15 protein-coding genes and 1 pseudogene are annotated in these 13,660 nt (G+C 71.4%); 14 read left to right on the top strand and 2 right to left on the bottom strand.

The features are described 5' to 3' along the window. The first annotated feature begins 123 nt into the window (after window positions 1-123). Window positions 124-609: a GNAT family N-acetyltransferase gene (locus tag ACIQNU_RS19135; protein WP_401367490.1), complete on the top strand. Its 486-nt coding sequence runs from the start codon at window positions 124-126 to the stop codon at window positions 607-609. Here the strand turns inward: ACIQNU_RS19135 and ACIQNU_RS19130 are convergent. Further along, the gene (locus ACIQNU_RS19130; RefSeq protein WP_401367488.1) at window positions 606-1,034 is read right to left on the bottom strand and encodes an SDR family NAD(P)-dependent oxidoreductase; all 429 of its coding nucleotides are present in this window, start codon (window positions 1,032-1,034) and stop codon (window positions 606-608) included. The genes ACIQNU_RS19135 and ACIQNU_RS19130 overlap by 4 nt on opposite strands. Before the next feature lie 178 nt (window positions 1,035-1,212). Next, entirely contained in the window at window positions 1,213-2,076 is an 864-nt protein-coding gene (locus tag ACIQNU_RS19125; protein WP_401367485.1) for a 3-hydroxybutyryl-CoA dehydrogenase, read from the bottom strand. 167 nt (window positions 2,077-2,243) lie between these two features. Between ACIQNU_RS19125 and ACIQNU_RS19120 the strand changes: the two are divergent. From ACIQNU_RS19120 to ACIQNU_RS19060, 13 genes and pseudogenes are all read left to right on the top strand, one after another. Continuing rightward, window positions 2,244-2,564: pseudogene (locus ACIQNU_RS19120) on the top strand (alcohol dehydrogenase catalytic domain-containing protein); the annotation flags it as partial. Between the two features lie 157 nt (window positions 2,565-2,721). Then, window positions 2,722-3,273: a zinc-binding dehydrogenase gene (locus ACIQNU_RS19115; RefSeq protein WP_401367482.1), complete on the top strand. Its 552-nt coding sequence runs from the start codon at window positions 2,722-2,724 to the stop codon at window positions 3,271-3,273. 82 nt (window positions 3,274-3,355) lie between these two features. Beyond that, complete coding sequence (locus ACIQNU_RS19110) at window positions 3,356-4,144, top strand: enoyl-CoA hydratase/isomerase family protein (RefSeq protein ID WP_401367479.1); 789 nt, start codon at window positions 3,356-3,358, stop codon at window positions 4,142-4,144. Then, on the top strand, window positions 4,129-4,605 hold the full coding sequence (locus ACIQNU_RS19105; protein ID WP_401367477.1) for a Zn-ribbon domain-containing OB-fold protein: 477 nt from the start codon (window positions 4,129-4,131) through the stop codon (window positions 4,603-4,605). Before ACIQNU_RS19110 ends, ACIQNU_RS19105 begins: the two co-directional genes overlap by 16 nt. Beyond that, a complete protein-coding gene (locus tag ACIQNU_RS19100) occupies window positions 4,587-5,732 on the top strand; it encodes a thiolase family protein (protein ID WP_401367474.1) in 1,146 nt (381 codons plus the stop codon). Before ACIQNU_RS19105 ends, ACIQNU_RS19100 begins: the two co-directional genes overlap by 19 nt. A gap of 53 nt (window positions 5,733-5,785) precedes the next feature. Then, entirely contained in the window at window positions 5,786-6,988 is a 1,203-nt protein-coding gene (locus ACIQNU_RS19095; protein ID WP_401367471.1) for an acyl-CoA dehydrogenase family protein, read from the top strand. Next, window positions 6,985-7,962, top strand: coding sequence for a phosphotransferase family protein (locus tag ACIQNU_RS19090; protein WP_401367468.1), 978 nt, complete (start codon window positions 6,985-6,987; stop codon window positions 7,960-7,962). Before ACIQNU_RS19095 ends, ACIQNU_RS19090 begins: the two co-directional genes overlap by 4 nt. Window positions 7,963-8,036: 74 nt before the next feature. Then, on the top strand, window positions 8,037-9,266 hold the full coding sequence (locus ACIQNU_RS19085; RefSeq protein WP_401367465.1) for an acyl-CoA dehydrogenase family protein: 1,230 nt from the start codon (window positions 8,037-8,039) through the stop codon (window positions 9,264-9,266). Next, a complete protein-coding gene (locus ACIQNU_RS19080; RefSeq protein WP_401367462.1) occupies window positions 9,263-10,039 on the top strand; it encodes an SDR family oxidoreductase in 777 nt (258 codons plus the stop codon). The genes ACIQNU_RS19085 and ACIQNU_RS19080 overlap by 4 nt, the downstream gene beginning before the upstream one ends. Continuing rightward, on the top strand, window positions 10,036-10,821 hold the full coding sequence (locus ACIQNU_RS19075; protein ID WP_401367459.1) for an SDR family NAD(P)-dependent oxidoreductase: 786 nt from the start codon (window positions 10,036-10,038) through the stop codon (window positions 10,819-10,821). The genes ACIQNU_RS19080 and ACIQNU_RS19075 overlap by 4 nt, the downstream gene beginning before the upstream one ends. Then, window positions 10,818-11,612 (top strand): enoyl-CoA hydratase-related protein, encoded by a 795-nt coding sequence (locus ACIQNU_RS19070; protein WP_401367457.1) that lies wholly within the window; start codon window positions 10,818-10,820, stop codon window positions 11,610-11,612. The genes ACIQNU_RS19075 and ACIQNU_RS19070 overlap by 4 nt, the downstream gene beginning before the upstream one ends. 95 nt (window positions 11,613-11,707) lie before the next feature. Next, window positions 11,708-12,856 (top strand): acetyl-CoA C-acetyltransferase, encoded by a 1,149-nt coding sequence (locus tag ACIQNU_RS19065; protein WP_401367454.1) that lies wholly within the window; start codon window positions 11,708-11,710, stop codon window positions 12,854-12,856. A gap of 114 nt (window positions 12,857-12,970) precedes the next feature. After that, complete coding sequence (locus ACIQNU_RS19060) at window positions 12,971-13,591, top strand: TetR/AcrR family transcriptional regulator (protein ID WP_401367451.1); 621 nt, start codon at window positions 12,971-12,973, stop codon at window positions 13,589-13,591. Window positions 13,592-13,660 lie beyond the last annotated feature (69 nt).

Raw genomic sequence — 13,660 nt, 5'->3', positions numbered from 1 at the left:
GTCTTTGATGCGGACATGACAACAGGGACTCTATGCGCATAGAGCGGTCGCACGGAAGAAGCCGAGAGAATGTCGCGCGGGAGCTGCCAGTATCCGTGCATGGAGATACGTCGCATCAGTCGGATGAAGGACGTCGAGGCGGCCGGGCACCTCTTCGACGGTCGCCCGCGGCGAGAGGCGACCGAACGGTTTCTGGCGGACGAGGGGCATCACCTGGTGATCGCCTACGTGGATGACGTTCCCGCCGGGATCGTCGCTGGTGTCGAGATGACGCATCCGGACAAGGGGACCGAGATGTTCCTGTACGAGCTGGGTGTGGACGAGTCGTTCCGCGGGCGCGGTGTCGGCCGGGCCCTGGTGTCGGCGCTCGCGGATCTGGCGCGTGAACGCGGCTGCTACGGCGTGTGGACGATCACAGGCGAGGACAACGCGGCGGCACTGGCGACGTACAGCCGCGCCGGCGGCGTACCGGAAGAGGGGCAAGTGATGTTCGACTGGGACTTGGCCGGGGGCGCGCGAACCTCTGTGCCGCGCTCCCCAACCGAAGCTCCCCCTACCGAAGGGCCCCCATCGCAGGCCCCCATCACCGACCCCGGTCACAGGACCTAGCGGACGGACACCAACCCGCCGTCCACCGGGATGAGCTGGCCGGTGATGAACTCCGAGCGGTCACTGGCGAAGAACAGGGCCATGCCCGCCAGGTCCCGGGGCAGGCCCGCGCGGCCGATCGGGTGCAGCCGGCCGAGCGGTTCGGCCAGGGCGTCGACGAACGCCTCGTACTGCGACGGGTCGAGACCGGTCCCCTTGGCCATGATCGGAGTGAGGATCAGGCCGGGCATGATGACGTTGGAGCGGATCCGGTACGGCGACAGTTCGTACGCGGCGGTGCGCGCCAGTTGGATCACTCCGGCCTTGGCCGAGTCGTAGGAGGCCGAGGACAGCCCGGCCTGGATGCCCGCGATGCTGGACATGGACACGATGCTGCCGCCGGTGCCCTGTTCAGCCCCTACGGGGGCGCCATCGCGTTGGGGCACCCGGTCGTAGCGACCGGCGCGACCTGGAACTGGGTGTCGTCACGATGCGTATCGGAGGAGGACAGGCCCTCGCCGCGCTCCTGCGCAGGGTCTGACTCCGGTCATCCCCGGGATGCCCCGCACGGCAAGGCCCGGTGGGTGGGTGCCGTGCGGGGCATCCTCGTGCGCACCCGCCCCGTCAGGCGTCGTACCCGTAGAACCCCCGCCCGCTCTTGCGGCCGAGGTGGCCCGCCGCGACCATCCGCCGCAGCAGCGGGGGAGCGGCGTACAGCGGCTCCCTGAACTCCTCGTACAGCGATTCCGCGACCGCCTGCGCCGTGTCCAGGCCGATCAGGTCGAGGAGCCTGAGTGGTCCCATCGGGTGGGCGCAGCCCAGCTCCATTCCCCGGTCGACGTCCTCGGCGCGGGCCGCGCCGGATTCGACCATGCGTATCGCCGCGAGCAGATAAGGCACCAGCAGCGCGTTGACCACGAAGCCCGAGCGGTCCGGCGCCTGGACGACCTGCTTGCCCAGGTGCGCGGTGGCGAGGTCCCGGGTCCGGGCCACGGTGGCGGCGGCGGTGGTCAGGGCGGGAATGACCTCGACCAGCTTCTGCACCGGTACGGGGTTGAAGAAGTGCATGCCCACGACCTGGGAGGGCCGGCCCGTGGCGACGGCGATGTCGACCACCGGGATCGAGGACGTGTTGGTGGCGAGGACGGCGTCCGGATCGGTCACCACCTTGTCCAGGCGCCGGAAGATGTCGAGCTTCACCTCCCGGTTCTCGGCGGCTGCCTCGATGACGAACTGGCGGTCGGCCAACGCGTGCAGGTCATGGGTGAACGAGAGCCGGTCCAGGGCCTGATCCCTGGCGTCCTCGGTGAGTTTGCCGCGCCTCAGTCCGCGGTCCAGCGATGCGGTGACGCGGTCGCGGCCCGCCGCGGCCAGCTCGGGCGTCGACTCGGCGACGGTGACGTCCAGGCCGCGCAGCGCCGCGATCTCCGCGATGCCGGAACCCATGAGGCCGCAGCCGACGACGCCGAGCCGGGGGATGTCAGACATGAGCGCTCCATTGGAAGTGAACCGAAGTAGGTGCAGGAATCAGCAGACTAGTTGAAGTCAGTTCAGTTTGGTGGCAATGTTGAGGGCGTCCGCACCGCCGAGTGGTTCCCGGGAGGGTCGATGCTGGCCGCCAGGCTGTACGCAGCGATGATCTGCGGATCGAGGAGATGCCCAAACCCGAGCCGGGTCCGGGAGAGGTGAAGATCCGGGTCGCGTTCGCGGGGATCTGCGGTACGGATGTCCACGAGTACTTCGAGGCGCCGCGCGCCACGCACACGCCCCATCCGCTGACCGGCGCGGTCCTGCCCCAGACCTTGGGGCACGAGTTCGCCGGGACCGTGGTCGCCCTCGGCGAAGGGGTCGGCCGGGTGGCGCCCGGCGACCGGGTCTGCGTACGGCCGATCCGCACCTGCGGAGTGTGTCCGCGCTGCACGGCCGGGCTGTCCCATCTGTGTACGGCGCTCGCGGCGATCGGTGTGACCGCCCCGGGCGGCGGACTCGCCCAGTACGTGGTCGTTCCGGCCGACTCCGTGCACGCGCTGCCGGACGGTGTCCCCCTGGAGCAGGGCGCGCTGGTCGAGCCCATGGCCGTGGGGCAACGCCGTGGAGCGCGCCCAGGTGACGAGCGGTGGGAGCGCGCTGGTCATGGGGGCCGGCGCGGTCGGAATGGGTGTGCTGTTCGCGCTGAAGGCGCGGGGCGTCCACGACGTGCTCGTGGTGGAGCCCTCGCCGGTCCGCCGGGCGGCGGCGGAGCTGCACGGCGCCCACGTAGGCGACCCCCGCACGGCCGACGTGGTCGAGGAGGTGATGGTCCGCACGCGGGGCCGGGGTGTGGACGCGGCCTTCGAGTGTTCCGGCAGCCCGGAGGCCCTGAACGCGGCCCTGCGCTCGGTGGCCGCGCGAGCGCCGGTCGTGATGGTGGCCCTGTACTCGGGCCCCGTCGCGATCGATGCCGCGACGCTGCGTCTGGCCGAACTCGCCCTGCTCGGCTGCGAGGCGTACCCCGACGGCGTCTTCGAGCGCGTCATCGCGTCCATGGACGCCGGTCACTACCCGACCGGCGGATGGCTCGACCGCATTCCGCTCGGCGACACCCTCGCGGGGCTGCGCGACGTCCGCGACCGGCGGCGCGTGAAGGTCCTGGTCGACGTCGCGTCGGACGGCGGCACCGGCGCCGGCTCCGGCGGAGTCCACTGAACCCGTCTCGATCAGGGGGTTGACAGTGGATCATCCGCTCCGCAACATCATAATGAATTCAGTTCAATTTGGAGGACGAGAGATGGCAGTGGAAGACGAAATCCAGTTCGAGCGGGACGGTCATGTCGCCCGTGTCTGGCTCAACCGCCCGTGGAAGAAGAACTGCGTGACGGTTCCGATCCTGGACCGGCTGGACGAGATCATCACCGAGGTCGACGAGGACCCGGAGCTGCGGGTCCTGGTGTTCCGTGGCCGCGGCGGCACCTTCTGCTCGGGCTTCGACCTCGACAGCCTGAAGGCGGAGTACGTCGGCAAGTCGACCGCCATCGATGTCGCGGTCAAGTCCGCGAAGGTGTGCGACCGCCTCTACTCGATGAAGACACCCTCGGTCGCGGTCCTTGAGGGCCATGTCACCGCGGGCGGCTTCGAGATCATGATCTCCTGCGACTTCGCGATCGCCGCGGACGACGCCAAGATCGGCGACTTCCACATCCGCCGCGCCCTGTTCGGCGGGGCAGGCCCGATCTACCGCGTGCCGCGCATGATCGGCATCCGCAAGACCAAGGAGCTGATGCTCACCGGCAAGCTGCTGTCCGGTGTCGAGGCCGCCGAGTTCGGCCTGATCAACAAGTCCGCCCCGGCCGACGAACTCGACGCGACCGTCCAGGACTTCATCGGGGACCTGGTCGACAAGAGCCCGTTCACGATGTGGCTCACCAAGATGACCATCGACCGGAGCCTGGACGCCGACACCCAGTCGCTGATGGTGATGGAACACCTCGCTGTGGGTGTCGCGCTCAACTCGGAGGACGCCAACGAAGGTGTCTCGGCGTTCCTGGAGAAGCGCGAGCCGAAGTGGCAGGGGCGCTGACCGGCATGCCCACCCCGCCGCGGACGGCCGGCACCGGCTCGCAGGACACCGGGTCGTACGACACCGGCTCACCGGAGAACGGCTCGCACGGCGCCGGGCTGCCGGGCTCACGCTGCTCCGGCTGCTCGGTGGCGGTCTACCCCGCGGACGACACCTGCCCGCGCTGCGGAGGGCCGGCCGACCCGGCGGCCCTGTCCGGCGCGGGCACCCTGTGGACCTGGACGGTACAGCGGTACGCGCCCAAGTCACCGCCGTACCGGGCCCCGACCGGCGGTTTCGTCCCGTTCGCCCTCGGCTATGTCGAGCTGGCGGACGGGGTGCGCGTCGCCGCCGTACTCCAGGTCGACGACTTCGACACGATCCATATCGGCATGCCGCTCACCGTGACGGCCGGCGACGGGGTGCCACGGGCCAGGCCCACGGCCGTCCGTGAGGAGGTCTCATGCGGACCGACGTCCTGATCTGCGGCGCCGGGCGCACCCCGTTCGGCCGCACGGAGCTGAGCGGCCGGCGACTGGCCGCCGACGCGGTGCGCGCCGCGCTGGCGGACGCGGGGATCGCATGGTCGCGGGTGCGGGCCGCGTTCGGCGGCAGCGACAGCGCCGGACTCGCCGACACCCTCGTGGCCGAACTCGGCCTGACCGGACTGCCGTTCGTGAACGTCAAGAACGGCTGCGCCACCGGCGGCAGCGCTCTGGTCTCCGCCGTCAACGCGATCCGCTCCGGCATGGCGGACACCGTCCTGGCCGTCGGCTTCGACAAGCACCCGCGCGGAGCCTTCGACCCCCGGCCCGAGGACTGGGGCCTGGGCGAGGAGTACGGCAGCGACGGGCTGATGGTGACCACCCAGTTCTTCGGCATGAAGATCCAGCGCTACATGCACGACCACGGCATCACCCCGCACACCCTCGCCCTGGTCGCCGAAAAGGCGTACCGCAACGGCGGCCTGACCCCCGAGGCATGGCGGCGGGAGCCGGTGTCCGCGGCGGAGATCCTGGACTCCGGCATGGTCAGCGACCCGCTGACCCGCTACATGTTCTGCTCCCCGGGAGCGGGCGCCGCCGCGCTGCTGCTCTGCTCACCCGAGGTCGCCCGCACCCTGGACGGCCCTTCGGTCACCCTCTCCGCGGCGGCCGTACGCACCCGGCGCTTCGGCTCGTTCGAGGTGTTCAGCCCCTGGATCCCCGGCGGCGACCTGACCAGCGTCAGCCGCGACGCCTCGGCCGCCGCCTTCGAGGAGGCAGGCATCGGGCCCGCCGACATCGATGTGTGCCAGCTCCAGGACACCGAGAGCGGGGCCGAGGTCATGCACCTGGCCGAGTGCGGGTTCTGCGCGGACGGGGAGCAGGAGGGCCTGATCGCCACCGGTGCCACCGAGATCGGCGGAGCGCTGCCGGTCAACACCGACGGCGGCTGCATCGCCAACGGCGAACCCATCGGCGCCTCGGGACTGCGCCAGGTCTACGAAGTCGTCCAGCAGTTGCGCGGCCGGGCCGGGAAACGCCAGGTCCCCGGCGAACCACGCGTCGGCTTCACCCATGTGTACGGCGCGCCCGGCGTCAGCGCCTGCACGGTGCTGTCCCGCTGAACGCGGTGAAGGAGGAGGTGGAGGGGGTGAAGCAGGTGAAGGAGGAGGAACATATGGGCACCATTCCGGAGCCCGAGGAGTTCCGCGCGCGGGCACGGCACTGGCTCACCACGGTCGCCCGGCCACGCGCCGCCGAGGGGGAGTGGGGCAGCGGCTCCGACTCCGTGGCCGTGTTCGAGAACTGGACCGAGGAGGAGGAACGCGCGCACACGGCCCGCGCCCAGGAGTGGGAGCGGCTCCGGTACGACCAGGGGTGGGGCGCGCTCAACTGGGCCGAGGCGTACGGCGGTCGCGACCTGCCCGCGTACTACACAGGGCTCTACCGGGCCGAGGAAGCCGCCTTCGACGTGCCGCAGCGCACCGAGATCTTCCCGGTGACCCAGCAACTCGTCGCCCCCGCCATCGGGATCTGGGGCACAGACGAGCAGAAGGAGCGCTGGCTGCGCCCCATGCTGCGCACGGACGAGCTGGCCTGCCAACTGTTCTCGGAGACCGAGGCCGGCTCCGACCTCGCGGCCGTACGGACCAAGGCGGTCCGCGACGGCGACAGTTGGGTGCTCAACGGGCACAAGATCTGGACGTCCGGGGCCCGCGTCGCCACCTGGGGGGTCGCGGTGTGCCGCACCGACCCGGACGTACGCAAGCACGCCGGTATCACCGTCTTCCTGGTACGTATGGACGCACCGGGCGTGACCGTACGGCCCATCCGGCAGATGACCGGTGGCGCCAGCTTCAACGAGGTCTACCTCGACGGGGTGAGAGTGCCCGACACCGACCGGCTTGGACCGGTCGGCGAGGGCTGGCGCGTCACGCTCAGCGTGCTCGCCGCCGAACGGCTCGACTCCGGCGGCCTCGGCCTCGACAACGCCGACCGCGCCCTGGACCTCGCCCGCAACCAACCCCGCCCCCTCACAGGCGGCGACCAGCGACAGGCCGCCGACCTCTACGTCTGCGCCCTCGTCCAGCGGCTCATCGGACTGCGGGTGACCGCCGCCCTTGTCGCAGGCCGTGAGCCCGGGGCCGAGGCATCCGTCGGCAAGCTCTACGCCACCGGGACCATGCGGCGCACCAGCGACCTGGTGTCGGAACTGCTCGGGCCGCGCCTCGCCGCCGACACGGGGGAGTGGGGCACCTACGCCTGGACGGAACACGTGCTCGGCGCCCCCGGCTACAGCATCGCGGGCGGCACCGACGAGATCCAGCGCACCATCCTCGCCGAACGCGTCCTCGGCCTCCCCAAGGAGCCCACCCGATGAGTACGGCCACGGACCTGGCGGAGCTGACCGCACGGGTCCGCGCACACCTGGCACTCCGCCACCCGGACAGCCCCATAGGCGACTTGAAGACCCTGCCGGGCGGTCACTCGGGGCTGACCTACTCGGTCACCGCGGGCGACGCGCGCTATGTCGTCAAGGCGGTCCCGCCGGGGCAGCGGCCCGTCGGGCGCAACGATGTGCTGCGGCAGGCACGGGTGCTGGGAGCGCTCGCCGGATCCGCGGTGCCGGTGCCCGCCGTCGTCGCCTCCGATGACAGGCAACCGGCCTGGTTCGCGATGGACTTCGCCGCCGGAGAGGCCGTGGAGCCCGTACTCGACGCACCGGAGGTACCCGCCGGGACGGCGCGCGCCCGGATGCTGGAGATCGCCTCCGTGCTGCGAAGACTGCACGGGACCGACATCCGTACGCCCGGACTCGGCGCACCCGAACCACTCGACGCGGCCGGAGAGCTGGCGCGGTGGAGCCGAACCCTGCACGCGGTACCCGCCGAACTCCGGCCCGGCGGTGAGGAGTTGCTGACACGTCTCGCCGACGCCCTGCCCTCCGACGGCAGGCAACCGGTGCTGCTGCACGGCGACTTCCGGCTCGGCAACGTGCTGTGCGCCGGCGAGCGCGCGGTGGCCGTGGTCGACTGGGAGATCTGGAGCGTCGGCGACCCGCGCATCGACCTCGGCTGGTTCCTGCTCTTCACCGACCACCGCAACTTCCCCCACCTCGGACGCGCCGTGCCCGGCCTGCCCACCGAGGCCGAACTCCTGGACACCTACCGCGACGGGCGGCCCCCGCTGCCCGCGATGGACTGGTTCCGCGCCCTCGGCCGCATGAAGATGGCCGCGATCATGGGCCACAACCTGCGCCGCCACCGCGAGGGCAAGCACCACGACCCGGACCAGGAGCGCCTGCCACCCACCATCGCCGCGATGATCCGCACGGCACGCGACCTCCTTGCCTGATCGCCGTACCGGCCGCCCGTACCGACCGCAAGCCACCCCGTACCACCGACCGCACACCACCCCGAGGAGCAATCGTGGATTTCGGGTTCTCGCCACGGGCGAGTGAACTCCAGGACCGCATGCGGTCGTTCATGGATCTGTACGTGCTTCCGGCGGAAGCGGTCTACGACCGGCAGCTCGCCGAGGCCGACGACCCGCACGCGCTGCCGCCCGTCATGGCCGAGCTGAAGCGGAAGGCGCGCGCGGAGGGGCTGTGGAACCTCTTCATGGCGCACGGCGACTGGGGCGCGGGACTCACCCACCTCGAATACGCGCCGCTCGCCGAGATCGCGGGCCGCTCCGTCATCGGCCCCGAGGTCTTCAACTGCTCGGCCCCGGACACCGGGAACATGGAGCTGCTGGCCCTGTACGGCACACCCGCGCAGCGGGACCGCTGGCTGCGGCCCCTGCTGGACGCCGAGATCCGGTCCTGCTTCGCGATGACCGAACCGGAGGTCGCGAGTTCCGACGCCCGCAACATCCGTACGCGTATCACCCGCGACGGCGACACGTATGTCGTCAACGGCCGCAAGTGGTACACCTCCGGGATCCTCGACCCCGACTGCCGGCTGATCATCCTGATGGGGAAGACCGACCCGGACGCGGCCACCTACCGCCAGCAGAGCATGCTGCTCATCCCCAGGGACACCCCGGGTGTCACCGTCCTGCGCGACCTGCCCATGTTCGGCTACACCGACCGGCTCGGCCACGGCGACGTGCTCTTCGAGGACGTCCGCGTACCCGTCGAGAACATCCTCGGCGGCGAGGGAGAGGGCTTCGCACTCGCCCAGGGGCGCCTCGGGCCGGGCCGTATGCACTACGCGATGCGCGCCATCGGCTTCGCCGAGCGGGCCCTTCAGCTCATGTGCGAACGCGCCACCGCACGCGTCGCCTTCGGCGGGCCGCTCGCCGACCAGGGGGTGGTACGGGAGTGGATCGCCCGCAGCCGTATCGAGATCGAGCAACTGCGGCTCCTGGTCCTCAAGTCGGCCTGGCTGATGGACACCGTCGGCAACGCCGCCGCCCGTATGGAGGTCGCCGCGATCAAGGTGGCGGCGCTGGACGTCGCCCACAAGGTGGTCGACCGCGCGGTCCAGACACATGGCGCGGCAGGGGTGAGCGACGACACCGTACTCGCCCGGCTGTTCTCCATCACAAGGGCGCTGCGCATCGCCGACGGCCCGGACGAGGTGCATCTGCGGACGGTGGCCCGACAGGAACTCGCCCGGTACCAGAAGCCCGGCACAAAGGCAGGGGCAGCGTGAACGCCGACAGTTTGTACGGCAAGGTCGCCGTCATCACCGGCGGATCCCGGGGTATCGGCCTCGGTATCGCCACCGCCTACCGGGCGGCCGGCGCCCATGTGGTGATCGCCGCCCGCAAGGCGTCCGGACTCGCCGAGGCACGCGAGGAGTTGCTGCGCGGCCCCGGCGAGGGTGACGTCCACACCGTCGTGGCCAACGCCGGCGAACCCGACCAGGCCGAGGCATGTGTCGAGGGCACCGTCGAGCGCTTCGGCCGGGTCGACATCCTCGTCAACAACGCGGCGACCAACCCGTACCACGGCGACCTCCTCGACCTGGACCTGCCGCGCGCCGAGAAGACCGTCCGCGTCAACCAGTACGGGATGATCGCCTGGACCCGCTCCGCCTGGCGGGCCTGGATGGCCGAGCACGGCGGAGCGGTGATCAACATCGCCTCCGTCGGCGGTCTGATCGTCGACCCGCACATCGGCTACTACAACGCCACCAAGGCCGCCATGCTGCACATGACCCGGCAGCTCGCCTACGAACTCGGGCCGCGCGCCCGCGTCAACGCCATCGCACCCGGGCTGATCAAGACGGAGCTGGCCCGAGCGGTGTGGGAGGTCCGTGAGAGCGTCCTCACCGCCCAACTGCCGATGCGGCGCCTCGGCACCGTGGAGGACGTGGCGAACGCGGCGCTGTTCCTGGCCTCCGACGCCTCCTCCTGGATGACGGGCCAGACCCTCGTACTCGACGGCGGCGCGACCGCCCTGCCGATCGGCGTGGACCGGTGAACGCGCCCCGACCGACCGCCGACCTGTTCTCGCTCGACGGCAGAACGGCGATCGTCACCGGAGCCTCGTCCGGTCTCGGCGCACGCTTCGCCACCGTCCTCGCACAGGCCGGCGCCACCGTGTTCGCCGCCGCCCGCCGTGTCGACCGGCTCAAGGAACTCGCCGATACCCACCCCCGTATCCACCCCGTGGCCTGCGACGTCTCCCGCGAGGCCGACCGTACGAGGCTCGCCGACACCGCGCTGTCGGTCACCGGCCGCATCGACGTCCTCGTCAACAACGCGGCCGTCTCCGGGGAGACACACGCCGCCGACGAGTCCCCGGACGCCTTCGCCGGCGTACTCGGCACCAACCTCACCGCGCCCTTCCACCTCGCCCGGCTCACCGCGGAAGCACCACTCGCCGCCGACGCTCCCGCCGGCGGCCGGAGCATCGTCAACGTGTCCTCCATCCTCGGCCTGGTCTCCGCCGCCCCGCTCGGCGGCGCGAGCTACGCCGCGTCCAAGGCGGGACTGATCGGTCTGACCCGTGAGCTGGCCGGACAGTGGGGCCAGGACGGAACACGCGTCAACGCACTCGCCCCCGGCTGGTTCCGCACGGAGATGACCGCGGACCTGTTCGGCGACGAGCGGTCCGCACGGTGGGTCGAGCGCAACACCCTGCTGCGGCGGGGCGGCCACGGCCACGAACTCGACGGCGCACTGCTGTTCCTCGCATCGGACGCGTCCTCGTACTGCACAGGGCAGGTCCTGACCGTCGACGGCGGATGGACCGCGCGATGAGGGTCGGCGTCGACATCGAGGACGGCGGCCTCGCCCGGATCACCCTGCGCCGCGCTGACGCGGGCAATGCCATCGACCTCGCCATGGCGCGCGGACTGCTCGACGCGGCTCGGGCCTGCGCACACGGGTCGGTACGGGCCGTGCTGCTCACCGGCGAGGGACGGTCCTTCTGCGTCGGCGGCGACCTGCGGGAGTTCGGCGCGCTCTCGGGCGCGGCGCTGGAGCGGCACCTCATGGCGGTCACCGACGCGCTGCACGACGCGCTGCGTACGTTCGCCGGGATCGACGCGCCGCTGGTGGCGGCGGTCCAGGGAGCCGTGGCGGGCGCGGGGATCGGTCTCGCGGCGGCGGCCGATGTGACCCTGGCCGCCGACGACGCCTCCTTCACCGCCGCGTACACAGGTGTCGGCTACTCGCCCGACGCCGGAGTGAGCTGGTCGCTGCCCCGCCTCATCGGCCCGAAGAGGGCCCTGGACCTGCTGCTGACGAACCGTCGGGTACCCGCGGGTGAGGCCGCCGCGATCGGCCTGGTGACGCGGGTGACCTCCCCGGACCGCCTGGCCGCAGAGGCGCGGCGGACGGCCGAGTCCCTGCGCCGGGGCCCCACCGCCGCCTTCGGCGCCACCCGCAGACTCGTCGCCGCGGGGCTGAGCGCCGACCTCGGGCCGCACCTGGACAGCGAGGCACGCGCACTCGCCGGGCTGGCCGTGTCCGACGTCGGACGCGAGGGCGTCGCCGCCTTCCTCGGCAAGCGCGACCCCGACTTCACGGGCGGTGCGCACCGCCTCTGAACCGAGGCGCACGGTTCCTGAGCCGATGCGCACCGCCGACGCGAACCGCCGCTTCGCACCGCCCCCGAATCCGTCCCCAAGACCTGGAGCACACCGTGCCGGAAGCATTCATCGTCGGAGCCGTCCGCACCCCCGTCGGCCGCCGCAAGGGCGCGCTCAGCGGCGTCCACCCCGCCGACCTGGGCGCCCACGTCCTGCGGGCCCTCCTGGAGCGCACCGGCGCCGACCCGGAAGCCGTCGACGACGTGTTCTTCGGCTGCGTCAGCCAGATCGGCGCGCAGACCGGCAACATCGCCCGCACCGCGTGGCTCTCGGCGGGGCTGCCCCAGCACGTGCCCGGTACCACCATCGACCGGCAGTGCGGGTCGTCGCAGCAGGCTGTGCACTTCGCCGCCCAGGCCGTCGGTTCCGGCGCCGCGGACCTGGTGGTCGCGGGCGGTGTCGAGGTGATGAGCCTGGTGCCGATCGCGAGCCCGGTGTTCGCCGGTGAACAGGCGGGGCTGGGCCATCCGTTCACGGGGGACGGCTGGCGTGAGCACTTCGGTGACCAGGAGGTGTCGCAGTTCCGTGGCGCCGAACTGATCGCCGAGAAGTGGGGGGTCTCCCGTGACGACATGGAGCGGTACGCGCTCACCAGCCACCGCCGGGCCCTCGCGGCTCAGGCGGACGGCGCCTTCGACGAGGAGATCGTCCCGTCCTTCGGCCTCACCGCCGACGAGGGGCCACGCGCGGACACCACCCTGGAGAAGATGGCTGGCCTGAGGACCCTCACCGAGGGCGGGCGGCTGACCGCGGCCGTCTCCAGCCAGATCTCCGACGGCGCCGCCGCCCTGCTCATCGCCTCCGAGGACGCGGTACGCCGGCACGGCCTGACGCCCCTGGCCCGCGTGCACACCATGGCGGTGGTCGGCTCCGACCCGGTCCTCATGCTGACCGGCCCGATCGCCGCCACCGAGAAGGTCCTCGGCAGGGCCGGCCTGCCGATCGAACGGATGGACCTGGTGGAGATCAACGAGGCGTTCGCCTCCGTCGTCCTCGCCTGGCAGCAGGAGACCGGTGCCCCGCCGGAGCGGGTCAACGCCTACGGCGGCGCGATCGCGCTCGGGCACCCGCTCGGCGCCACCGGGGCCCGCCTGATGACCACGCTCGTCCACCAGCTCCGCAGGACCGGCGGACGCTACGGCCTCCAGACCATGTGCGAAGGCGGAGGCATGGCCAACGCGACCGTGGTCGAACGTCTGTGACCTCACCGATTGGCAACTGAGTTCAACTTGGGTTTACTCTCTGGTACGGACACGGTGGGTGACGACGTGTGACGACCCCGGGGACGACCCCGGGTGACGACCAGGAGAGAGGCCATGGCGAAGATCGTTGAACCGGAGGCGGGCCCGCGGTCCAAGCGCGCGGCCATCCTCACCGCCGCGGTCGACTGCTTCGGTGAAACCGGCTTCGAGGCCACCAAATGGTCCACCGTGGCCGAGCGCGTGGGCATCGGGCAGACCGCCCTCTACCACTACTTCGAGTCCAAGACGCACTGCCTGCTCACCATCATGCGGCTCGAACTCCAGCGCTCCCACGACCGGTTCATCCAGGCGACCGAGGAGACATCGGACCCGGTCGAGGCGTTGCGGGCCGCGGTCCGCGCCGCGTACGACGTGTCCGAGCACGAGGTGCTCCAGATGCGCATCCTCCAGAACCACATGGACCTGCTCTCCGGCTCCCGTGGCTCCGAGCGCGAGGAGGCCGAGCGGGTCGCGGCCCGGCAGCTGGTCCAGGTCGTCGAGCGCGACTGGACGAACCTGCTGGTACGGGGCATGTCCCAGGGTGCTTTCCCGCTGCGGGACGCGCAGTTGCTCGGAGTGAGCGTGCTCGGTCTGATCGTGAGCGTGTGGCGCTGGTACCGGCCGTACGGGCCGACGCCGCTCGCGGAGATCAGCGAGCTGATCGAGGGCTCCTGCGTGCGCATGGTCGCCACCTGACGCGCTGAGCGGTCTCTCCGTACTTCGCGACCCCCGCACTTCGTGACCCCCGACGGACGCCCGTCGGGG

Source organism: Streptomyces sp. NPDC091292, assembly GCF_044757265.1.
Classification (GTDB): domain Bacteria; phylum Actinomycetota; class Actinomycetes; order Streptomycetales; family Streptomycetaceae; genus Streptomyces.
This window is presented reverse-complemented; position numbering and strand designations above follow the sequence as displayed.

What these genes read in the sequence shown, in the direction of transcription:
- ACIQNU_RS19135 (WP_401367490.1), top strand. Translation starts at nt 124, where the DNA reads ATGAAGGACGTCGAGGCGGCCGGGCACCTCTTCGACGGTCGCCCGCGG.
- ACIQNU_RS19125 (WP_401367485.1), bottom strand. Translation starts at nt 2,076, where the DNA reads ATGTCTGACATCCCCCGGCTCGGCGTCGTCGGCTGCGGCCTCATGGGT.
- ACIQNU_RS19115 (WP_401367482.1), top strand. Translation starts at nt 2,722, where the DNA reads ATGGGGGCCGGCGCGGTCGGAATGGGTGTGCTGTTCGCGCTGAAGGCG.
- ACIQNU_RS19110 (WP_401367479.1), top strand. Translation starts at nt 3,356, where the DNA reads ATGGCAGTGGAAGACGAAATCCAGTTCGAGCGGGACGGTCATGTCGCC.
- ACIQNU_RS19100 (WP_401367474.1), top strand. Translation starts at nt 4,587, where the DNA reads ATGCGGACCGACGTCCTGATCTGCGGCGCCGGGCGCACCCCGTTCGGC.
- ACIQNU_RS19095 (WP_401367471.1), top strand. Translation starts at nt 5,786, where the DNA reads ATGGGCACCATTCCGGAGCCCGAGGAGTTCCGCGCGCGGGCACGGCAC.
- ACIQNU_RS19090 (WP_401367468.1), top strand. Translation starts at nt 6,985, where the DNA reads ATGAGTACGGCCACGGACCTGGCGGAGCTGACCGCACGGGTCCGCGCA.
- ACIQNU_RS19070 (WP_401367457.1), top strand. Translation starts at nt 10,818, where the DNA reads ATGAGGGTCGGCGTCGACATCGAGGACGGCGGCCTCGCCCGGATCACC.
- ACIQNU_RS19060 (WP_401367451.1), top strand. Translation starts at nt 12,971, where the DNA reads ATGGCGAAGATCGTTGAACCGGAGGCGGGCCCGCGGTCCAAGCGCGCG.